This window comes from Acidihalobacter yilgarnensis, from assembly GCF_001753245.1.
GTDB classification, from domain to species: domain Bacteria; phylum Pseudomonadota; class Gammaproteobacteria; order DSM-5130; family Acidihalobacteraceae; genus Acidihalobacter; species Acidihalobacter yilgarnensis.
Window position 1 is genome coordinate 186,928 of record NZ_CP017415.1, and the last position, 21,389, is coordinate 208,316.

Annotated in this window: 20 protein-coding genes and 1 pseudogene; 7 read left to right on the top strand and 14 right to left on the bottom strand. The window is 59.5% G+C overall.

Translation table 11 applies throughout. From position 1 onward, the window contains the following. Positions 1-154: 154 nt before the first annotated feature. The 9 genes from BI364_RS00915 to BI364_RS00955 all read right to left on the bottom strand — a co-directional run bounded on the left by BI364_RS00915 (position 155) and on the right by BI364_RS00955 (position 8,865). Complete coding sequence (locus BI364_RS00915; RefSeq protein ID WP_070077155.1) at positions 155-985, bottom strand: ATP-binding protein; 831 nt, start codon at positions 983-985, stop codon at positions 155-157. Continuing rightward, a complete protein-coding gene (locus BI364_RS00920; RefSeq protein WP_083251078.1) occupies positions 978-2,126 on the bottom strand; it encodes a deoxyguanosinetriphosphate triphosphohydrolase in 1,149 nt (382 codons plus the stop codon). Before BI364_RS00920 ends, BI364_RS00915 begins: the two co-directional genes overlap by 8 nt. Before the next feature lie 2 nt (positions 2,127-2,128). Beyond that, the gene (gene aroB, locus BI364_RS00925) at positions 2,129-3,211 is read right to left on the bottom strand and encodes a 3-dehydroquinate synthase (protein WP_070077157.1); all 1,083 of its coding nucleotides are present in this window, start codon (positions 3,209-3,211) and stop codon (positions 2,129-2,131) included. A gap of 39 nt (positions 3,212-3,250) precedes the next feature. Next, a complete protein-coding gene (gene aroK, locus BI364_RS00930; RefSeq protein WP_070077158.1) occupies positions 3,251-3,772 on the bottom strand; it encodes a shikimate kinase AroK in 522 nt (173 codons plus the stop codon). A 52-nt stretch (positions 3,773-3,824) separates the two neighbouring features. Next, positions 3,825-5,897, bottom strand: coding sequence for a type IV pilus secretin PilQ (gene pilQ, locus BI364_RS00935; protein WP_070077159.1), 2,073 nt, complete (start codon positions 5,895-5,897; stop codon positions 3,825-3,827). Between the two features lie 131 nt (positions 5,898-6,028). Then, the gene (locus tag BI364_RS00940) at positions 6,029-6,604 is read right to left on the bottom strand and encodes a pilus assembly protein PilP (RefSeq protein ID WP_083251080.1); all 576 of its coding nucleotides are present in this window, start codon (positions 6,602-6,604) and stop codon (positions 6,029-6,031) included. A gap of 1 nt (position 6,605) precedes the next feature. Next, a complete protein-coding gene (locus BI364_RS00945; RefSeq protein ID WP_070077160.1) occupies positions 6,606-7,223 on the bottom strand; it encodes a type IV pilus inner membrane component PilO in 618 nt (205 codons plus the stop codon). Positions 7,224-7,225: 2 nt separating this feature from the next. Continuing rightward, positions 7,226-7,801, bottom strand: a complete 576-nt coding sequence (locus BI364_RS00950; RefSeq protein ID WP_070077161.1) for a PilN domain-containing protein — start codon at positions 7,799-7,801, stop codon at positions 7,226-7,228. Positions 7,802-7,803: 2 nt separating this feature from the next. Next, entirely contained in the window at positions 7,804-8,865 is a 1,062-nt protein-coding gene (locus tag BI364_RS00955; protein ID WP_070077162.1) for a pilus assembly protein PilM, read from the bottom strand. A gap of 178 nt (positions 8,866-9,043) precedes the next feature. Here BI364_RS00955 and BI364_RS00960 point away from each other — a divergent pair, with 178 nt between their 5' ends. Further along, positions 9,044-11,605, top strand: a complete 2,562-nt coding sequence (locus BI364_RS00960) for a penicillin-binding protein 1A (RefSeq protein ID WP_070077163.1) — start codon at positions 9,044-9,046, stop codon at positions 11,603-11,605. A 122-nt stretch (positions 11,606-11,727) separates the two neighbouring features. Beyond that, positions 11,728-12,336 (top strand): hypothetical protein, encoded by a 609-nt coding sequence (locus BI364_RS00965; protein ID WP_070077164.1) that lies wholly within the window; start codon positions 11,728-11,730, stop codon positions 12,334-12,336. Here BI364_RS00965 and hemE read toward each other — a convergent pair. Further along, positions 12,333-13,403 carry a uroporphyrinogen decarboxylase gene (gene hemE, locus BI364_RS00970; RefSeq protein ID WP_070077165.1) on the bottom strand — a complete coding sequence of 357 codons (1,071 nt, stop codon included), beginning with the start codon at positions 13,401-13,403 and terminating at the stop codon, positions 12,333-12,335. The two genes, BI364_RS00965 and hemE, sit on opposite strands and share 4 nt — an antisense overlap. Before the next feature lie 135 nt (positions 13,404-13,538). Between hemE and BI364_RS00975 the strand changes: the two genes are divergently transcribed. Then, a complete protein-coding gene (locus tag BI364_RS00975; RefSeq protein ID WP_070077166.1) occupies positions 13,539-14,033 on the top strand; it encodes a hemerythrin domain-containing protein in 495 nt (164 codons plus the stop codon). 21 nt (positions 14,034-14,054) lie between these two features. On the opposite strand, the gene BI364_RS00980 is transcribed toward BI364_RS00975, so the two are convergent. The 3 genes from BI364_RS00980 to rpsU all read right to left on the bottom strand — a co-directional run bounded on the left by BI364_RS00980 (position 14,055) and on the right by rpsU (position 16,258). Further along, positions 14,055-15,458: an FAD-dependent oxidoreductase gene (locus BI364_RS00980; protein WP_070077167.1), complete on the bottom strand. Its 1,404-nt coding sequence runs from the start codon at positions 15,456-15,458 to the stop codon at positions 14,055-14,057. A 94-nt stretch (positions 15,459-15,552) separates the two neighbouring features. Then, positions 15,553-16,011, bottom strand: a complete 459-nt coding sequence (locus BI364_RS00985; protein ID WP_070077168.1) for a GatB/YqeY domain-containing protein — start codon at positions 16,009-16,011, stop codon at positions 15,553-15,555. A gap of 31 nt (positions 16,012-16,042) precedes the next feature. Continuing rightward, positions 16,043-16,258: a 30S ribosomal protein S21 gene (rpsU, locus tag BI364_RS00990; RefSeq protein ID WP_038090046.1), complete on the bottom strand. Its 216-nt coding sequence runs from the start codon at positions 16,256-16,258 to the stop codon at positions 16,043-16,045. A 124-nt stretch (positions 16,259-16,382) separates the two neighbouring features. Between rpsU and tsaD the strand changes: the two are divergent. Beyond that, a pseudogene (gene tsaD, locus BI364_RS00995) lies at positions 16,383-17,389 on the top strand (tRNA (adenosine(37)-N6)-threonylcarbamoyltransferase complex transferase subunit TsaD). 1 nt (position 17,390) lies between these two features. Here tsaD and plsY read toward each other — a convergent pair. Continuing rightward, positions 17,391-17,990 carry a glycerol-3-phosphate 1-O-acyltransferase PlsY gene (plsY, locus tag BI364_RS01000; protein WP_070077169.1) on the bottom strand — a complete coding sequence of 200 codons (600 nt, stop codon included), beginning with the start codon at positions 17,988-17,990 and terminating at the stop codon, positions 17,391-17,393. A gap of 76 nt (positions 17,991-18,066) precedes the next feature. On the opposite strand from plsY, the gene BI364_RS01005 reads away from it, so the two are divergent. The 3 genes from BI364_RS01005 (at position 18,067) to ccoN (ending at position 21,378) form a co-directional block, all read left to right on the top strand. Then, positions 18,067-18,840 carry an alpha/beta fold hydrolase gene (locus BI364_RS01005; RefSeq protein WP_156782581.1) on the top strand — a complete coding sequence of 258 codons (774 nt, stop codon included), beginning with the start codon at positions 18,067-18,069 and terminating at the stop codon, positions 18,838-18,840. After that, positions 18,837-19,727: a malonyl-ACP O-methyltransferase BioC gene (gene bioC, locus BI364_RS01010; protein WP_070077170.1), complete on the top strand. Its 891-nt coding sequence runs from the start codon at positions 18,837-18,839 to the stop codon at positions 19,725-19,727. The genes BI364_RS01005 and bioC overlap by 4 nt, the downstream gene beginning before the upstream one ends. A gap of 148 nt (positions 19,728-19,875) precedes the next feature. Continuing rightward, positions 19,876-21,378, top strand: a complete 1,503-nt coding sequence (gene ccoN / locus BI364_RS01015) for a cytochrome-c oxidase, cbb3-type subunit I (protein WP_407639365.1) — start codon at positions 19,876-19,878, stop codon at positions 21,376-21,378. Positions 21,379-21,389: the final 11 nt, after the last annotated feature.

The window sequence follows — 21,389 nt, forward strand, 5'->3', positions numbered from 1 at the left end:
ACCCTGTCAGGCGGGGAAGCCGCCATCTGCAACGGGCGCGAGCTTTGCGTATCCGTAGTGGGAGTATCGCGTGCGATATCCATCTTCAGCTGTATGACATAGTGCCGGGCGCTGATCGCGAAGAGGTAGGGCGGGTTCAATTGTTTGCCAAGGTCTAGGTGGCGTTACCGACCGCAGCGGGTGTTGGTGGTAAAGGTAAAGGATGTGTGTGCGTATGCTTTGGCGAGGCGGGCAGCAGCAGTGCCGCGGCGATGACGATGAACGCGAATGCACCTGCAGCGAAGAGCAATTGCTTGCGGATGGGCGATGTGGTTTGGATCGGTGACTTGTCTTCGGTTGCGATCGCTCGGATCAGCAGACCGGGGAGCCCGCGGCTCGTCCGATAGAGATGCGCGACATCGTTGGACGTCAGCGTCTGGTCGCGATGACGGACAAAGGTTTCGGTTTCCTGTCGGGTCAATGGGCGGAGTCCTAGGCTGACTGGGAGTTGCCGATGTCCGAATTCGGGGGTTAGTGCGGCAATGCGCGGTTCCAACACCGATCCGTCGCACAGAATCAGGCCAAAGCGCGCGGCTGCGTCCTGATCGATGGCGTGTTTGAGACCAAGGATGCCTTTGAGTTCGGCCCTCGAAAGGCGATTGGCATCGTCGATGATGAGTAGCGGCGGGTGGTCGGGGGGCGCATCACACAGGACGTGGAGCAGATGGCTTGTGCTAGCGGTTTGTGCGTCGCCGGGCAGCCAGTGGCGCAGTATGGCTTCGTGTAACGATGTGGCGTCGGACGACACACGGGCTGCTCGAAACAGGCAGACGTCGTAGATGTCATCGGAATCGCGTGCGATTCGTTCGAGCAGAGTAGTTTTGCCCGCGCCCGGCTCGCCCAACACGATGATGGGGGGCGAATGGCCCGCCAGATGTTCTTGGATCACATTGCGCATCATGCGCAGGCTTGGCGTGTCGAAGGACGACTGAGGTTTGTCAGGCATGGGTAATAGCGTGGATGCGTGCATGTTCGGCATAGGCGTAGCGGTCGGTCATGCCGGCCACGTAGTCGGCGATGATGCGGGCGTGGGCTGCTTCGTCGCCAGCTCGTTGTAGTTTGTCGCGGGTATCCGCAGGGAGTAGTGGCACCGGCGAATTTCGGTAGGCCTCGAAAAGTTCGGCGACGATACGCTTTGCGTCGTCAGTGAGTTGCCGTACGCGTGCATGGCGGTATAGATGTTCATGCAGGAATCGCTTGAGAGAGAGATTGCTGGTACGCATATCCGGGCTGAAGGCGATCAGTGGCTCGTTCAGGGTGCGTACAGCATTACAGTCTCGTGGGGCTGCGGCCTGAATTCGCGCGCGCGAGGTTTCGACAAGATCGGTGACCAGGCGTCCGATCATCCGTCGGATAACCTCGTGTACGATCCGGCGCTCGCCCAATGCGGGGTACGAGCGGATGACTTCTTCGTAGGCCTCGCCGAACAATGGCAGCGTACGTAGTTGTTCGATGTGTATCAGGCCTGCGCGCAGGCCGTCGTCAATATCGTGGTTGTTGTATGCGATTTCGTCGGAAAGGTTGGTTAACTGGGCCTCCAGATTGGGTTGTCCGCCGTGGATGAATCGATGTCCCAGCTCACCTAGGCGTGCGGCGGCCTCCCGACGACAGTGCTTGAGTATCCCCTCCCGCGTTTCGAAGCAGAGATTGAGCCCGTTGAATTCGGCATATTTTTCTTCCAGTTCGTCGACTACACGCAACGATTGGAGGTTGTGCTCGAAGCCGCCGTAGGGCGTCATGACCAGATTGAGCGCGTCCTGTCCTGCATGGCCGAAGGGTGTGTGTCCAAGGTCGTGCGCCAGCGCTATGGCTTCGGTGAGGTCTTCGTTGAGCGCGAGCGCGCGGGCGACCGTGCGCGCGATTTGCGCGACTTCAAGGGAGTGCGTCAGGCGGGTTCGGTATAGATCGCCTTCGTGGTTGATGAATACTTGCGTCTTATATTCAAGTCGCCTGAAGGCCGCGCTGTGAATGATACGGTCTCGATCGCGTTGGAACTGCCCGCGCATGCTGGGCGGTGGCTCGGTATGACGGCGGCCGCGGGAGGTGGATTCGTGGGCGGCGTAGGGGGCGAGCGTTTGCGCCGCCATATTCATGCGGCGGCAGAGTTGGCCAGTATGCGGTCGAGCGCCCTCGGGTCGAATTCGGCGGTCACCTGCGCTTGGCCGATGCCGTGTAGCAGCACTAGGCGCAGATTGCCGTCGATAACTTTCTTGTCGACGGACATGAGGGCACGGAAGCGCTCGGGGTCCAGTTCAGTTGGTGGCGTCAGCGGCAATCGGGCGCGGCGTAGGAGCGCATCCACGCGATCGAGCGCATCGCGGTCCAGCCAGCCCAGTTCCACCGACATTTCGGCAGCCATGCGCATACCGCAGGCGACGGCCTCACCATGCAGCCACTGTCCGTAGCCCATGCCGGTCTCAATGGCGTGGCCGAAGGTATGTCCCAGATTCAGCAAGGCCCTTGCGCCACCCTCGCGCTCGTCGGCGGCTACGATACGCGCCTTGTTTTCGCAGGAGCGTTGGATGGCGTGGGTCAGCGCGGCGGGGTCCCTCGCCAGTAGCTCATCGATGTGCCGTTCGAGCCAGTCGAAGAACGGGACATCGTTGATCAGGCCATATTTGATGACCTCTGCGAGCCCGGCGCTCAGTTCGCGGTCGGGTAGAGTGTCTAGGGTACGTGTGTCGATGATGACGGCGCGGGGTTGGTGGAATGCGCCGATCATGTTTTTGCCCAGTGCGTGGTTGACGCCCGTCTTCCCGCCCACGGATGAGTCGACCTGTGCGAGTAGCGTGGTCGGTATCTGTATGAAATTCACGCCACGCTGGTAGGTGGCGGCGGCAAAGCCTGTGATGTCCCCGATGACGCCGCCACCGAGCGCGATCAGGGTGGTGTGGCGATCATAGTGTCTCTTGAGTAATGCACTGTATATCGGGTCGAGTATATCGATGGTTTTGTAGGCCTCGCCGTCCGGGAGGACGACAGCCTCGTGCCGAAGATCATGCAAGTGGTCGCGCACGCGCTCGAGATAGAGTGGCGCTACGGTTTCGTTGCTGACGATGATCGCGCTGTTACCGACAATCGCCTGACGTAGCGGGCGAGGGTCATCCAACAGATCGGGGCCGATCAGAATCGGGTAAGCACGAGAACCCAGGTCGACGGTCAGAGAGATCATGGACACATACTAAATCATCGGTTGCGCGAGTGAATAGATTCAGTCGGTGTTCGAAAGCTGTTCGATCAGTTCGCGGGCAAGGCGCCGGCTGTCGTTGGCGGCGGTGTCGATTACGATATCCGCGATAGACTGGTAGAGCGGCTCACGTTCACGTTGCAGAGTTTCGAGGCGTTCGCGCGGGTTGCTCGTCTGTAACAGAGGGCGCTGGTTGTCCCGGCGGGTGCGCCTGAGCTGCAGTTCGAGCGGTACAGTGAGATAGACCACTCTACCGCGTGCCTTGAGGAGGTTGCGGTTCTCAACGCTGAGTACCACGCCTCCGCCGGTGGCGATTACGACGCCATCGAGTTGCGTAAGCTCATCGAGTACACGGCTTTCGCGCTCTCGGAAACCCGATTCGCCCTCTATGTCGAAGATCGTGGCGATATCAACGCCCGTTCTCGAAATGATGAGTTCGTCACTATCGTAGAAATCGAGGCCGAGCGCCGGGGCAAGCCTGCGCCCTATGGTCGTCTTGCCGGCACCCATCGGGCCTATCAGGAAAACATTGCGTCTTTCGGTCATAGGTCTGCAGGCTGTGACGTCCGGCAGGTTTTGCCCGCCGGACGCGGCGGGATCATTGCGACAGACTGAGATTGTTGTCGATGATCTTGGGCGTAATGAAGATTAACAGTTCCGTCTTGGTGTTGGAGGTGCTGTTCTGGCGGAACAGGGCTCCAAGGACGGGCAGGTCTCCGAAGAAGGGGACCTTGTTAACGGTCTTGCTGGTGTCGTGTTGATAGATGCCACCGAGCACCACGGTCTGACCATTATCCACCATGACCTGCGTCTTGACCTCCTGAGTGTTGATGCTGGGCACGCCACTGTACATTCCGCCGACGCTGTCGTTGCTGATGTCGAGTTCCATCAGTACCCGGTTGTTCGGCGTGATGTGCGGCGTGACCAGTAGTTTCAAGGCGGCGGACTTGAAGGACACGTTGGTGGCGCCGCTGGAGGACGCTTGCTGATAGGGGATCTGTACGCCCTGTTGGATCATCGCCTGTGTGTCGTTGGCGGTGATGACGCGTGGGTTGGATATCTGGCGGACTTGATTTTCCGCTTCGGCCGCAGATAACTGCAGGCTCAGGTTGAAGCTTTGCCCGAGTTTGACGAGGGTCAGTCCGAAGGTGCTGGTCGGGCTGGCTGCTGGCAGGTTGACGTTGAACTGGTTGCCGTTCGGGTAGCCACCGAGTCCATAGGGTTGCGAACCGATGGTCACGCCGCCACCGGGGTTGATGCCGCCCGTGGTGGTGTTGACCGATTGTGGCTGATTGACCGAACCGAAGGTCACGCCGAGGTCGCGGCTGAAGCCTTGCTTGGCGATGACCAAGCGCGAGCCGATCAGCACTTGCTTGACGGGTACATCGAGGTGCTGGATCAGCTTGGCGACATTAGCGAGTCCCTGATCCGTGTCGCGCACGATGAGCGAATTGGTCCGCGGGTCCGCGACCACCGATCCACGAGAGGACAGCCCCGACACGCCGTTGCTGCTCTGTGTGTTGTTGCCGGTGTTGCTGGTGTTCTGCGTGCTGCGGATAGTCTGCAGCAGGGCGGCCAGGGCGGTGGCCTTGGCATAACGAACCTGGAATATCTCGGTATGCAGCGGTGCCAGCTGTTCCTGGGCGCGCTGTGCATTGATTTGCTGCTGATCCTGGGCTTCGATCACGCTCGCGGGGGCGATCATGACCACGTTGCCGCTGCGTTTCTCGGCCAGTCCCTTGGCCTGCAGGATGATGGCCAGCGCCTGATCCCACGGTACGTTCTTGAGCCTGAGGGTGACACTGCCGGTCACGGCATCGCTGACGACGATATTCAGTCCAGTGAAGTCGGCGAGCAACTGGAGCACGGAACGAACCTGAATGTTCTGGAAGTTGAGCGAGATGCGCTGTCCTTTGTAGACCGGCTGTGTACCGGCGCTGCCTGGGCTGTTCGTGGCCACTGGCTTGATGTCCACGGTAAATTTATTGTCTGCCTGATAAGCGAGCTGTTCGTAATCGCCGGTGGCGGATATGATCAGCTTGACGTTTTTGCCATTCTGCAGGCTATCGATGCGCTGCACGGGCGTGCCGAAGTCGGTGACCACCATGCGGCGCCGAAGCGCTTGGGAGATGGTGGCGTTGTGCGCGTTGATCACGATCTTGCCGGCTTGCTGGGTGAGATCGATGACCTGATTGGGGTTGCTGAGCGTGAGGGTGAGCAAGCCACCGCCATCCTTGCCGCGGTGGAACTCAACATCGGTAATTTGGGAGTGTTCGTTGCTGGATGTGTCTTCCTGGTTACCGAAATGCGTGGTCTGTGTCTGTGTCGCCGCCATCATGCCGGCTTGCGAGCTATGTCCAAGGGTGACGATGACTCGATGCCCCTCGATGCGGGTCGTGTACGGCAGCGGCTGGGTGAGATTGAACACCAAACGCGTGCGGTCGCCTGCTTCGGCGGCGGCGACGCTGCTGACCGAGCCCGAATTGAGGGTATACATCCGCTTGCTGAGCGCCAAGCGGGTATGGGTGAAATCCAGCGCGATTTTTGCCGGGTTCTCGATGCTGAAACCGAGGGGCTTGGTGGGCGTTGAGGCGAAGTCCAGGATGACCTGCAGCTGATTGTTCGGTAGCTGGTGGCTTTCTATGGACTGTAGGGTATTGGTCGCTGCCATAACGGGCCATGACCAGATCGCCAGTAGTCCCGCTATTATGACGAATAGTCCCCTTGCCCTTCGATTGAATCGAGTCGTCGAAGTGGCGGGGGAAGCCCCCTTGGCCGTCGCGTGAAACATGGTTGTTGTCCTCATTTGGTCTGGCCCATCGCGATCGAGGCGGGTTGTTCCTTGTAGCCGCCGAAGCCGTCTGGAACGATTTCCCGCAGTTTGACGCTATCGCTGGAGATGGCGGTGATTTTGCCGTCGTGCTGTCCCATGTAGTTGCCTATCTTGACCCGCTCGATGGTGCCGTCGGGTGTCTGGATGAGCGCCCATGTCGTGCCGTGGTCGACCAGTGTGCCGACCATCTTCAGGCTGTCCAGCGGAAACTGCTCCAGATATTGCCTTGGCCGGTTCGGGTTGAATTTCACATTGGCGCGATGCGCGGCGTTGTATATCTGTAGCAGGATCTTGCTGTCGAAAGGGTCCTTGCTGTGCCCGGGATAGTTGTAACCTTTATAAGGTGGCACGTCAGGGATGGGTGGGACATGTCCGCCAGGCTGCGCGATTTGTTCTGCGACCCAGTGCTGAAGATCGGACATGTTGTGGCCGCAGCCGGCCAAGCCGGCAGCCATCGCCACAGTAACGATCAGCTTTGCAGCGCGTCGTCCCGGCCGGTTTTCGGGGAGGGCGTGGCCAGGGTTCGTGTCGACGTGGTGGCTCATGTCACTGATCCCCGTTGTCGGGCAGATAGCGGTAAGTACGGGCTACTACGCTCATCGTAAGAATAGGGGAGCCCTTCTTGACCGGGTGCATGTTGATGTTGCCCAGGGTCACGATGCGGGGGAGAGCGGCGATTTCACTCACGAAATGCGCAAACTCCGGGTAGGTACCTTTGGCTTGGATCTGTATCGGTTTGATCGCGTAGAAGCCCTTTTTCTGTTCGGGTTCAGGGCGAAACAGGTCGATTTCGAGCCCGCTGGACAAGGCCGTCTGTGAAATGTCGACCAGCAGACCGGGTATCTCCGTTTTGTTGGGTAATTGTTGAAGCATCTTGCCGAATGAACGTTTCATTTCGGCCAGTTGGTGTTCATATATCTTCAGATTGGCCGCTCGCCGTGCTTTGAACACGAGGTCGTTGCGCAGTGTGGTTTCCTGCGCCTGAGCGCGGTGAAGCGCCACGCGCTGATCGCTGGTATCGAAGTAATAGCCGGCCGCCAGTATTGCCACGAACAGCACAGTCAGCAGCAGGTTCCGGACCCATGTGGGCGCGCTGCCAATATTGTTAAGATCGATCTGGCGCAGTTCGTTGAAATCGAGATCGCGCAGGCTGCTGAGGTTCATGATTATTGCCCCTTGTTGTCAGCGGCGCCCTTGGTCGCAGGCATGGTTTGCTGCACGGTCAGGTTGAAGTCGCTGACCTTCCCGATTTCCGTGTTCTTGGTGACGATGAGGTCTAGCCTAGCGTTTTCGAACCAGGGTGAGGCATCCAGCGACCGCATGTAGGCCGAAACGCGGGCGTTGGAATCGGCTCGCCCGGCGAGCGCTATGCTGTCGCCGTTCTGCACGAAATTGATCAGGTAGAGTCCGGGGGGCTCGGTCGTGACGAGCTGGTCGAAGAGATGGACGACCCCTGGTCGGCTGGCTTGAAGCTGCTCGACGATCTTCATGCGGTTGAGCAAGGCTTTCTTGGTCGCGTCAAGGGTCTTGATTTTGGCGATTTTGTGGTCGAGCAGGGTGATTTCGTTGCGCAAATACTGATTGCGAGCATTCTGGTAGTTGATCCGCCCTTCCACGTAGCTGTGGATCAGAAAGATCACGAAGGCCGAAACGATGACGGTGAACACGGCAAGCGCCAGAAATTCTTGCTGTTTCTGCTTGCGTAGCTCGGCGCGCCAGGGGAGTAAGTTGATGCGGGCCATGGTTAGTCGAAGCTCCTCAGGGCCAGTCCACACGCGATCATAAGTGCCGGTGCGTCGCTGCCCAGGCGCTGTGCATTCACGCCCGAGGCGATCGACATTCGGCTGAACGGGTTGGCGATGGTGGTGGGGGTGCCGAGCTTGGACTCGATGATTTCATCGATTCCGGCGATGGAAGCGCAGCCGCCAGCCAAGAGAATGTGATCGACCGATTGGTGCTCGCTGGCGGCATAGTAGAATTGAAGGAATCGGTGAACCTGCTGCGCCATGTTGTCCTTGAAGGGTTCGAGGATCTCGGCCACATAATTGTCGGGCAAGCCACCCTCTTTCTTTGCCAGGCCGGCTTCCTCGTACGACAGGCCATATCGACGCATGATGTCTTCGGTCAGCATCTTGCCCCCGAAAGGCTGTTCCCGCGTATACGTAATGACGCCGTCTTCGAGAACCGAGATGCTGGTCATGGTGGCGCCGACATCGATGACGGCGACGATCTTTGCGGATTCGTTCTGAGATTCTTGTCCACTGGTCTGCGCGACGGCATGCTCCGTCGCGTAAGATTCGACGTCGAGGATTTTGGGTTTTAGGCCGGCCAGGTCGGCCGCTCCGACGCGCACATCGACATTTTCGCTGCGCGAGGCGACGAGGAGAACCTCCAGCATATCGGGGTTGCCGGGGGACGGGCCGAGGACCTCGAAATCCAGATTAATCTCTTCCAGGGAGTAGGGGATGTACTGGTCGGCCTCGATTTCGATCTGACCTTCAAGCTCGGAATCCTTGAGCGTAGCAGGAAGCGTGATTGTCTTGCTGATGACGGCAGAGGAGGGGACGGCGAGGGCGCAGAACTTGTTGCTGGTGCCGGCCTTCTTGACGGCGCGTCGCAAGGCATCTCCGACGGCGTCGACGTCCGCCACGTTTTTTTCGGTCACGGCGTTCATCGGCAAAGGTTCCACCGCGTATGACTCGACGCGGTAGTCGGTACCATGCCGACTCAGTTCAACGAGCTTCACAGCTGTCGAACTGATGTCTATCCCCAGCAATGGCTGTTTCTTGGGTTTAAGGAGCGACACGTGGTTCCCCTTTTTTGCCGTCGGTTATGCTTCTTATGTATAGTTCTCGTGAGGTATTGAGTATAAGTCTATAAAAGTTATTGGTAAACATGCAAAGTGTCTTGTCTGGCGGCATTTGCTGTCTGATAGTATGCATGCCCTATCGCACTGACCACCGTAGATAGGATACATGAGAGCCATGAGACTCATCGGCAGGATTCTGCGCTGGCTGTTGGTATTGGCCGCAAGCGGCGCGACCATCGGGGTACTGGCGGTCGCCTTCGCCTATCTTTACTTCGCGCCGAATCTGCCCGATGTCGCGGCGCTGCGCGACGTTCAGTACCAAGTGCCGCTGAAGGTATATAGCGTAGATGGCCGGCTCGTGGCTGAATATGGGGAGAAGCGCCGCGATCCCCTGCGTTTCGATCAGATACCGCCGACACTGGTCCACGCCTTCCTTGCGGCCGAGGATGCCAACTTTTACGAGCATCCAGGCATCAGTATCCGAGGGCTGTTGCGCGCGGCATTCGAGCTGATCAAGACCGGTCAGAAGCGCCAAGGCGGCAGTACCATCACGATGCAGCTGGCGCGCAACTTCTTCCTGTCCGATCGCAAGACCTACTCGCGCAAGATTCGCGAACTGTTCTTGGCACTCAAGATCGAAAAGGCCTTGAGCAAAGACCAGATCCTCGAGTTGTACCTGAACAAAATCTATCTTGGTAATCGCGCTTACGGAGTTGGGGCCGCCGCGCACGTCTACTACGGTGAAAATGTCCAAAAGCTCACTGTGGCGCAGATGGCGATGATCGCTGGATTGCCCAAGGCTCCCTCGGCCTACAATCCGCTTGCAGATCCCAGCCGAGCATTGGAGCGTCGGGGTTACGTGTTGACCCGGATGCACGATCTTGGGTTCATCACCGCAACCCAGTTCGAGCAGGCCATGCAAGCCCCGATCACGGCGAGTTTGCATGGCACGGATATCGAGGCGCATGCGCCCTATCTGGCGGAGATGGTGCGTCAGGACATGTACAGCCGTTACGGAGACCGCGCCTATACCGATGGCTTCAAGGTCTATACCACTATCAAGGCGCAGGACCAGGCGGACGCGACTAGCGCCCTGCACGAGGATCTGATTGCATATACAGAGCGTCATGGCTACCGAGGCCCGGAGGTCAAAACCCGCTTGAGTGGCGACCTCTTGAAGCAGTGGCGCGCGGGTCTGACGCACATGCCCGCTGCAGGTGGGTCTGCCGAGGGCGCGGTTATTCCTATGTGGGACCAATTACTGAGCCATTATGGCCCGGTGGGTGGGTTACAGGCCGGCCTGGTGGCCGCATCCGATGCCAAGATGGCGGAGGTTTACCTGGCGGGTGGGCAGGTGGTCGCGCTGGGGGTGGATGACATGGCATGGGCGGGGCGGTACATAAGTGTCAACCGCGTCGGGCCGGCCCCGACCAGCGCGGATGCGCTGCTCAAGCCTGGTGACGTGATTCGCGTGCGTGACGTGCGTGGGCATTGGTCGCTTTCTCAGGTGCCCAAGGTGTCGGGCGCTCTGGTTGCGCTCAATCCGCACAATGGGGCGATCGTTGCACTGGTCGGTGGCTTCGATTATTACGCCAGCAAGTTCAATCGGGTTACACAGGCGCTCCGGCAGCCGGGTTCGAGTTTCAAGCCATTTGTTTACTCCGCGGCATTGCATGATGGCTATACGCCAGCCACCTTGGTGAACGACGCCCCTGTCGTGGTCAGGGATTCTGCGTTGGAAGGCGTGTGGCGACCAGAGAACTACGAGCGCAATTTCAATGGCCCTACCCGCTTGAGGTTGGGGCTGGTGCACTCCCTGAATCTTGTTTCGATACGGGTGCTGCAAGCGATCGGCATCGACTACGCGCTCAAATATGCCGCGCGGTTTGGTTTCGATCCTGCGCGCTTGCCACACAACCTCACGTTGGCATTGGGCAGCGCCAGCGTGACGCCCTTGGAGATGGCAACGGGTTACGCGGTATTTGCGAATGGCGGTTATCGGGTCGCGCCGTTCTACATAGACCGTATCGTTGGTGGGGATGGCAGCGTTTTGTATCAGGCTCATCCGGCTACGGTTTGTGAGCCCAATTGTCCGGCCGCGCAGGCAACGGCAACTCCAAGTGTGCCTTCGCAAGTGCTGCCTGAGAACACTACGGGGCCGGCTGTCGCGACACCGCTGGCATCCGCCCGCCCCCTGAGCCTCGATACGACGGAGACGGCACCTGCGATCAGGCCGGCGGTTCGGGTGATTGGTGCCGGTAACGCTTATCAAATGACCAGCATGATGAAGGATGTCATTCGGATGGGAACCGGTCGCGCTGCCCTGCGTCTGCAGCGCACCGATCTGGCGGGTAAAACCGGCACGACGAACGACCAAGTGGACGCCTGGTTCAGTGGCTTCAATTCAGATCTGGTAACCACCGCCTGGGTGGGGTTCGACGACAATCAGCCATTGGGGCATGCGGAGACTGGTGCACGCGCCGCATTGCCCATGTGGATGGATTTCATGGGCGCCGCGCTCAAGGGTTTGCCCGAAGCGACTATGCCGCAGCCTCAGGGTATCGTGACGGTTAAAATAGATCCTAAGACCGGCTTGCTGGCCAATCCGGGAGAGGCTGATGCGATCTTTGAGACATTCCGTGAAGGGCATCTGCCGAAACCCGATACGTCGGCAGCGGTTTCAGGCTCCGAGGCGACACCCCAGGGTAGCCGCGGCTTGACCCAGCAACTCTATTGATACCGGTGAAATTGTGCAGCGGATAATCGAGAAGGAGGCCTGAGCGGACAGATTGAGCGATCTTTAGCATCACGAGTGTGAACCCAATGTCCTGATTGTCTAACGGAGTGAGGGGGTGGGGAATGTCTGCCAACATCGAGCGCCAAAGAATACTCATGGCTCAGGAATGCGCACGGATCATGCTGGAGGAGGGCGTGCATGACTATGCCGCGGCTAAGCACAAAGCAGCGCAACGTTTACGGGTAGCTGGCCGGCGGCATTTGCCGAGCAATCGGGAAATCGAGATGGCCATGCAGGATCATCAGCGGTTGTTTTTCGACGATGAAGATAGAGCCGCCCTGCGTGACCTGCGCGAATGCGCGCTAAGTGCGATGCAGCTGCTTGATCGTTTTGAGCCGCGCCTGGTAGGGGCTGCCCTCAACGGCACGGTCGGGCTGGGGTCGCGTGCAGTGGTACACGTCTTTGCGGAGACGGTGGAAGAGGTGATCTTCGCCCTGATGGAGCGGCGAATCAGCTATCGTGAAACTGAGCGGGTGCTACGCGAGGGCCGCGGCACAAGTGTTCGTCCAAGTTTTTTGCTCCGGCTGGGCGATGAGGAAATCGAGGTTGTGGTCTTTCCCTCGGATGGGATCCGTCGCCCGCCCTCAAGCCCGGTAGACGGACGCCCGATGCGTCGTGCGGATATGGCAGAGCTCAGGCGTCTGTTGGCGGTTGGCGCTGTATCGGCCTAGTTTGGGTTGGCGGTGGGTTTGCCGGCGTGATGCACGGCGTCGACCAGCGTAGCGACATGATCGGGGTCGATTTGCGGATGAATGCCGTGCCCCAGATTGAAGACGTGTCCGTTGCCGCTGCCATAGGCGCCGATGATGCTTGCGGCCTCTTCTCTGATACGTGTGGGGTTGGCATAGAGTACGGCTGGATCCATGTTGCCTTGCAGGGCAACACGATCGCCGACGCGGCGACGCGCGTCGGCGATATCGACGGTCCAGTCCAAACCCAAGGCATCGCAGCCGGTGTCGGCCATGGCTTCCAGCCACTGTCCGCCACCTTTGGTGAACAGGGTCACCGGTACGTGCCGCCCTTCGTTTTCCCGCGTGAGACCATCGACAATGCGATGCATGTAATCGAGTGAGAAGGCCCGATAAGCCGTGGGTGTCAGGATGCCGCCCCAGGTATCGAAGATCATGACCGCCTGTGCGCCGGCTCGGATCTGCGCATTGAGGTAGTCGGTGACGGTGTCGGCAAGCCGGGTCAGCAGTCGGTGCAATACGGTGGGCTGGTCATAGAGTAGGCCCTTGATATGGGCGAACTCGCGGCTGGCGCCGCCCTCAACCATGTAGGTGGCCAGTGTCCAGGGGCTCCCCGAAAAGCCGATCAGCGGGACGCTGCCGTTCAGTTCACGACGGATTAGGCGGACCGCGTCCATGACATAACGCAGTTCATGCTCTGGATCTGGGCACGCGAGCGCATCAATGTCGGCGGCGCTACGCAGCGTTCGTCTGAATCGAGGGCCCTCACCTTCGACAAAATACAAGTCGAGTCCCATGGCGTCAGGTACGGTCAGGATGTCCGAAAACAGGATCGCGGCATCGAGCGGGAATCTGGCCAGCGGTTGCAGCGTGACTTCGCAGGCGAGCTCGGGGGTGCGGCACAAAGTCATAAAATCCCCGGCGCGTTCGCGTGTGGCGCGATATTCTGGTAGATATCGTCCTGCTTGGCGCATGATCCAGATCGGCGTCGTGTCGACGGGCTGTCGAAGCAGTGCGCGTATCAGCCGATCATTTTTAAGTATTTGCATATATTCAGATACACCATTAAAAAAGACGGTCAAAAGGTCGGGCAATTCTAGCGGTTGCTCAAGCTTGATCCAACCGCATCACGCACGTCTATCGCGTATGTCTGGCCAAAAGGTTTCCCATAAGGAGGCACCAATTTGTTTGGTTTTTTTAAGAAGAAAAAACGAGAGCAACCGGTTGAGCCTGAAGATGAAGCAAGTGCCGGCATCCGCTACAACCCTGAACTCGTAGGCCGTTTGAAGTCTGACCATCAGGAGCTACTGGTGATCTACCGCGCAATCGAAACGCACTTTGCGCGGGGTGATCTGGCAGGTACTGTGGCTCGGCTCAACGATTTTAGATACCTCCTGCAGGATCATCTGCTCACCGAGAACGTGCGCTTTTACCTTTATCTTGGGCAGCAGTTTGCCCACGATCAGACGAATGCCGAACTGATTCGCGGCTTTCGTCAGGAAATGGACGCCATCGGGCGCGTGGTGCTCAAGTTCCTTGATCGGTATGAAACGATGGTGGATGACCCCAAGATCGCAGCTTCGTTTTTGGAGGATCTTGGCCAGATAGGGGCGGTGCTCTCCCGCCGGATCAAGAAAGAGGAGCAAACCCTCTATCCGCTGTACATGCCACGGTACTGATCATTAGGAGGTCGATCGCGGTTATATGTCCAGATAATCGAGTATGCCCTGCGCTGCCTCACGGCCTTCGAATACGGCGGTGACCACAAGGTCGGACCCTCGCACCATGTCGCCGCCTGCGAAGAGCTTGTCGTTTGTCGTCTGAAAGGAGTGACGGTTTGCCGTGGTCTGAACGCGCCCGTCGGGGTGCAGTGCGACGCGATGTTCGTCGAGCCATGCTGCGGGGCTGGGCCGGAAGCCGAAGGCGACGATGACGCGATCGGCGGGAATGATTTCCTCGGAGCCTGGGATCGGCACCGGGCGGCGTCTACCCCGCTCGTCGGGTTCGCCCAGCCGTGTGGTTACGGTCTTCACGCCTTCTACGTGCCCGTTGCCGACGATCTCAACCGGCTGGCGGTTGAACAAGAAGGCGACGCCTTCTTCGCGGGCGTTGGCGACCTCGCGGCGTGAGCCGGGCATGTTGTCCTCGTCACGGCGGTAGGCGCAAGTCACGCTGGTCGCGCCCTGGCGGATTGCCGTTCGGTTGCAGTCCATGGCGGTGTCGCCGCCGCCGAGCACAACCACTCGTTGTCCGGCGAGGTCGATGAATTCTTCGGGGGTCTTCTCAAAACCCAGCTCGCGATTGGCGTTGGCGACGAGGAAAGGCAGGGCTTCATGCACGCCGTGCAGCGCTTCGCCGGGAAAGCCGCCCTTCATATAGGTATAGGTGCCCATGCCGAGAAATACGGCATCGTATTCGTCCAGCAGGCTTTGCAGCGGGTGATCGCGCCCGATCTCGGTGTTTAGGCGGAATTCGACACCCATTTCTTCAAGCAGCATGCGGCGCGTGCGAACGACTTCCTTTTCGAGTTTGAACGAGGGGATGCCGAAGGTGAGTAGACCACCGATTTCGGGGTAGCGGTCATAAACCACGGCCTTGACGCCGTTGCGCGCCAGTATGTCCGCGCAACCGAGCCCGGCTGGCCCGGCGCCAACGATGGCTACCTTTTTATCGGTAGCGGTCACGTGTGAGAGATCGGGGCGCCAGCCGGCCTTGAGTGCCTCGTCAGTGATATAGCGCTCTATCGAACCGATGGTGACGGCACCAAAACCGTCATTCAGTGTGCAGGCGCCCTCGCACAGGCGGTCCTGGGGGCATACCCGCCCGCAGACCTCGGGTAGGGAATTGGTTTTGTGCGACATTTCGGCCGCGGCAAATAGATTGCCTTCTGCTAGGAGCTTGAGCCAGTTCGGAATGTAGTTGTGGACCGGGCACTTCCATTCGCAGTACGGGTTTCCACAGGCCAGGCATCTACCTGCCTGACGTTGCGCGGATTCGGCCTTGAATTGCCCGTAAATTTCCTTGAATTCATGAATGCGCACTTCAGCCGGTTTTTTGTCCGGGTCCTGGCGCGGAATTTCAAGGAACTGCATCGGGTTGGCCATATGCGCTACCTAAGTCCGTTGGCTATTGGGAAATGTCCGTCTGTCGCTGCCGAGCTGGGCGCGGAAATCACCACGCCGGTGGCGGGCAGCGCTGTCAGCCGGTCAGGCGGGCCTTGACGCCAACACTGACCGCCGACATATCTGCGCGCCCTTGCAGTTTCGGTCGGAGCTCGTTCATGACCTTGCCCATGTCCTTGAGACCACTCGCCCCGGTCTGCGATATGGCCTCGTCAATCAGGTTGGCAATGGCCTCGTCGCTCAAGGGCGGGGGCAGGAACTCAGCGATGATTTCGAGTTCCTGACGTTCGCGTGCCTCGAGATCGGCGCGCCCGGCTGCGCCAAATTGCTCAATGGATTCGCGTCTTTGCTTGCCTAGCTTGTCCAGAATGGCGAGCACTTCGGCATCATGCACCGGTTTGCGGGTGTCCACCTCGACTTGCTGAATTGCGGCAAGCATGAGCCTGAGCGCGTCCCGGCGTTCCTTATGTCCTTGCCGCTGGGCGGATTTGACCGCCTCCTCGATCCGCGACTTGATGTCGGCGCCTGTGCTCATGGGCAGAACCCGTCCGCGATGTTTGCCGGGATCAGTACAGGCGGGTATGACGCGCAGTCTCGCGCGAGATGCGCTTGGCTTGGCGCTTAACGGCTGCGGCTGCCTTGCGTTTACGCACGGCGGTGGGCTTTTCGTAAAACTCGCGGCGACGAACCTCGGTCAGCACACCGGCCTTCTCGCAGGTACGCTTGAACCGGCGCAGTGCAACCTCGAAGGGCTCATTCTCTTTCACGCGGACATTCGGCATATGAACTCACTAGCTCCTTGAAATCTGGGATAATGCACGGCTTCGGGCATACACAAATGCCGCGCCCTGACCGCGGAACCCAACATTTTATAGGTTGCATATGGCAAATGCTAGTTCGGAGATGATGGCCTGGCGCGTATTGGGTATCGAAACCTCTTGTGACGAAACCGGCGTTGCCCTATATGCGGGTGTCGACGGGATATTGGCTGAGCGTTTGCACACGCAGGCTGGGGTGCATGCGCTTTATGGGGGGTCGTGCCCGAGTTGGCCTCGCGCGATCATATTCGGCGTCTGGTACCGCTGGTGCGCGAGGTTTTGGCGGAGGCGGGTGTGGCGCGACCCGACGGCGTGGCGTACACCGCCGGACCTGGGCTGATCGGCGCGCTCCACGTAGGGGCCTCCGTTGGCCGTAGTCTTGCCCTCGGCTGGGGGGTGCCGGCGATAGGCGTGCACCATTTGGAGGGGCATCTCCTGGCGCCGATGCTGGAGACGGATGCGCCCGCATTTCCTTTTGTCGCATTGCTGGTCTCGGGTGGGCATACCCTGTTGATCGACGTGATCGCCGTCGGGCGTTATGTGTTACTGGGTGAGAGTCTTGATGATGCGGCGGGGGAGGCGTTCGACAAGACCGCCAAGCTGTTGGGCCTGCCTTATCCGGGAGGGGCGGCGCTCGCGGCGCTGGCCCTTCGCGGTGATCCTGGGCGATTCCGCTTTCCGCGTCCGATGACCGATCGGCCGGGGCTCGACTTCAGCTTTAGTGGACTTAAAACCTTTGCCCTGAATACCTTGAGCGGAGTGGGGAGTGACCCGGCCGGTCAAGCCGACGTGGCTCGGGCCTTTGAGGATGCGGTGGTCGACACGCTGGCGATCAAGTGTCGGCGCGCATTGGCCCAGACTGGCCGCGAGCGACTTGTGGTGGCTGGCGGTGTGAGCGCCAACCGACGCCTCCGGGAGCGGTTGGCGGCGATGGCGGAAGATCTGTCGGCACGCGTGTATTTCCCGCGGCCAGAATACTGTACCGACAATGGAGCAATGATCGCGTATGCAGGTTTCCAGCGGCTGGTTGCCGGAGAGGCCGACGACCTCGGTATACGGTCGATGCCGCGCTGGCCGCTGGCCTCGCTCAGCTAGTTCAGCCGCCCGCTTTGCGGCCGATGCGTGGCTCGGCTCCTATCGTCAGATTGCGGATGTTGCGGCGGTGCCTCCAGAAGATCAGGGCGCTCATGAGCATCATGGTCAAGCTGATGCTGGCCGAGTGGGTCAGCAGATAGAGATAGGCCGGTGCAAGTAGGAAGGCGGTGAGTGCCGAGAGCGACGATATTCGCGAGACCAGCGCCATTCCCAGCCAGGTTGCCGACACGGCGATACCTGCCAATGGATTCAATCCGAAAACCACGCCCAGTGCGGTGGCAACGCCTTTGCCGCCTTTGAAGCCGAAATACACGGGGTAGAGATGACCCAGAAAGGCTGCAAGGCCGACAAGGCCGGCGGCCGTTTCGCCGCGATGCAACATTAGGGCTGCGAGTACGGGAAGGGTGCCCTTGAAGAGGTCGCCCGCAAGCGTGATGATGGCCGCCCCCTTTCCGCCTGCCCGGAGCACGTTGGTAGCGCCTGGATTGCCAGAGCCAACTCCCCTCGGGTCTGGGAGTCCCATGAGCCGGCAGGTCAGGATGGCGGTGGATAGCGAGCCGAGCAAGTAGCCGGCGATAATCAGCAGGACGTCGTATGGCATGTGTAGTCTGGTGTAGTCGGTGGTCGTCTCGGGATACTTCGAGCGCGATCATAACCGATTCGTCGGAGCGGGCCCGTTGAACCTCGCGGTCAGAACGCTGGGTTCGGGCCCGGATCTGGTCATGTTGCATGGTTGGGGTATGCATGCCGGTGCGCTGGAGCCCTTGGCCGCGATGTTATCCGGAAAATACCGAGTGACCTGCATCGACCTTCCGGGGCATGGTGGTAGTGTCCGGCAGCCATGGCCGGACGATCCAAAGTCGCTGGCGTCATTGTTGTTGGCGGCGGCGCCGATGCGCGCGACTTGGCTGGGCTGGTCACTAGGCGGTTTGGCCGCAATCCAGGTGGCCCGTGACGCACCGTCACGGGTGGCGCGCCTGATCCTGCTGGCCGCAACCCCATGCTTTACGCGAAGGCCAGATTGGCCTTGCGCCATGTCCAGATCCGAATTGGAGCGTTTTGCGACACAATTCGCAGCAGCGCCTGACCGGATGCTGCAGCGCTTCGGCGCATTGCAGTTCAGGGGGGTGCCAGATGCGGTGCAGGGTACGCGTCGTTTGCGCGAGCTGTTGGGTGACTGCGAGCCTTCGACAGCGGCCCTGGTGACGGGCCTGCGAGTGTTGCTCGATATGGATTTGCGCGAGGCGCTGGCGTCGTGTGGGCTGCCAGCCGGTGTCATATTGGGTGGTTCTGACCCGTTGATTCCGGTTGACGTGGCGGATGCGTTGATCGAATTTGTGCCGCGCGTCCAGGTGGCGTGTATCGAAGATGCTGGACATGCGCCATTTATTACCCACAAGAATGAGGTGGCTGCCGCGGTGGCTGCCATGATGGCGGGACCCTTAGTATGAGTGAACAGACACCGCACTTCGAACTTGACCGCCATGCGATCAGGGCGCATTTCGAGCGTGCGGCAGGTACCTATGATGGCGCGGCGGTGCTTCAGGCCGAGGTGGCGCGCCGCCTGCTTGAGCGTCTTGATATCGTCAAGCTATCACCGTGCCGGGTGCTCGATCTTGGGGCCGGGACGGGGCTGGCGACCGCCGACTTGCTCGTGCGCTATCCCAAGGCCACCGTGATTGCCTTGGATCTTGCATTGGGCATGCTGCGGCAGGCGGGGCGACGGGGGCGTTGGCGGCGACGTGCCAGTTTGGTCGCGGCGGATGCCGTCGCCATGCCATTTTCGAATGCAGCCTTTGATCTGATTTGTTCGAGTCTGATGCTGCAATGGTGTCAGCCGCCGGATGCGGTTTTGCGTGAACTCGCGCGGGTCGTTGCCCCGGAAGGTCTGGTGATGTTTGCAACCCTGGGGCCGGATACCCTGCGCGAATTGCGTGACAGCTGGGCTCGGGTGGATGACCGCCAGCATGTCGGGATGTTCGTGGATATGCATGACATCGGCGATGCGATGTTGCGGGCTGGGTTTAAGGACCCGGTTGTGGACGTGGAGACCATCACGTTGACCTATGAATCAGTCCCCGGTTTGTTGCGAGACCTCAAGGCGTTGGGCGCGACGAATGCTGCATCAGGTCGAGCGTCGGGTCTTGGCGGGCGTGGCGCGCTGGCGGGGATGATACGTGCATACGAGACGCATCGGCGGGAAGACGGTCTTTTACCCGCCACCTATGAAGTGATTTACGGGCATGCCTGGGCAGGGGAGGTGCGTTCGTCCCGCGCATCGTTTCCTGGAGAGACGCATATCCCCGTTTCGCAGTTGCTTGGCCGCAGTCGGCGATGACTGGATGGTGATACGAAGGCTCCGACGGAGCCTCAGACAGCAGTGCGTCATCATTAGTTCCAATCAAGATAGATTTTTTGTGTCCTGAGCAGTAAAGTTGTACGACATAAAATCATAAAACTACTGCATAAAGTTGCGAGGGGGAGGGCTGATGGCAGTCACCAGCGTGGCAGGGGCTGATCCGTCCGTGGTCGTGGCGCGGGGCGCGGCATACGAGCAGTACAACTTCGACATCGTCAAGAAGTTCTCCATAATGGCCTTGGTCTGGGCGCTGGTCGGGATGAGCGCGGGTGTGTGGATTGCCGGTGAATTGGCCTTTCCGCATCTGAATCTGAGCCTTGCCGAGATCACCTTCGGGCGCCTACGCCCCGTGCATACCAGTAGTGTGCTATTCGGTTTCGCCGCCAATGCGCTTTTCGCCACTTCCTATTACGTGGTACAGCGAACTTGTCAAACCCGCCTGTATAGCGATGCGTTGGCTAATTTCACCTTTTGGGGCTGGAACATCACCATTGCCCTGGGGGTTATTTCCTATTTGTTCGGCTATACGCAGTCACGTGAGTATGCCGAATTCGAATGGCCCTTTGACATTGCAATTGCGGTGGTGTGGGTTGTCTACGGTTGGGTTTTTGTGCAGACCTTGCGTCGTCGCTCCCAACCGCATATTTACGTGGCTAACTGGTTCTACATGGCCTACATCCTGACCGTTGGCCTGCTGCATATATTCAACAATCTGGCCGTCCCAATCTGTCCCACCTGTTTCAAGTCGTATTCCCTGTTTTCAGGGGTACAGGATGCGATGACTCAGTGGTGGTATGGGCACAACATGGTAGGTTTTCTGCTGACTGCCGCATTCCTGGGCATGATGTATTACTTTGTGCCCAAGCAGGCGGAGCGGCCGGTTTACTCTTATCGTCTGTCCATCGTGCACTTCTGGGCCTTGATCTTCCTGTATATGTGGGTGGGCGCTCATCACCTGCATTGGACGGCGTTGCCGGATTGGACCTCGACGCTGGCGGCAACCTTCTCAATCCTCCTGCTGATGCCCTCCTGGGGTGGCATGATCAACGGCATCATGACGCTGTCGGGTGCCTGGGAAAAACTGCGTACCGATCCGATCATGCTGTTTCTGATCACGGGGCTGTCTTTCTACGGTATGTCCACGTTCGAAGGGCCGATGATGGCGCTCAAGAGCGTCAATGCACTGTCCCATTACACCGACTGGACCATTGGGCACGTCCACTCTGGGGCCTTGGGTTGGGTGGCAATGATCACCTTCGGCTCCTTCTACAATATGGTGCCGACGCTCTGGAACACGCGGCTCTACAGCCAGCGTCTGGTGTATATCCACTTCTTCCTCGCCACCATTGGCATCGTGTTGTACATCGTGGCGATGTGGGTGGCCGGCATCGGTCAGGGCCTGATGTGGCGCGCATACGATCAGTACGGCAACCTTGCGTACACCTTTGTGCAGTCTGTCGAGTTCCTGCACCAACCCTATGTCACCCGCTGGATCGGCGGTGCCTTCTTCCTGAGCGGTACGATCGTGATGGTATTCAACCTGGGGATGACCATTGCCCAGGCCAGGCGCGAGGCGCGCCGCGGCGGCACGCAGCAGCCGACGGACGAAGCCGGATTGGCCAAGGCGTGAGGGAGGATCGA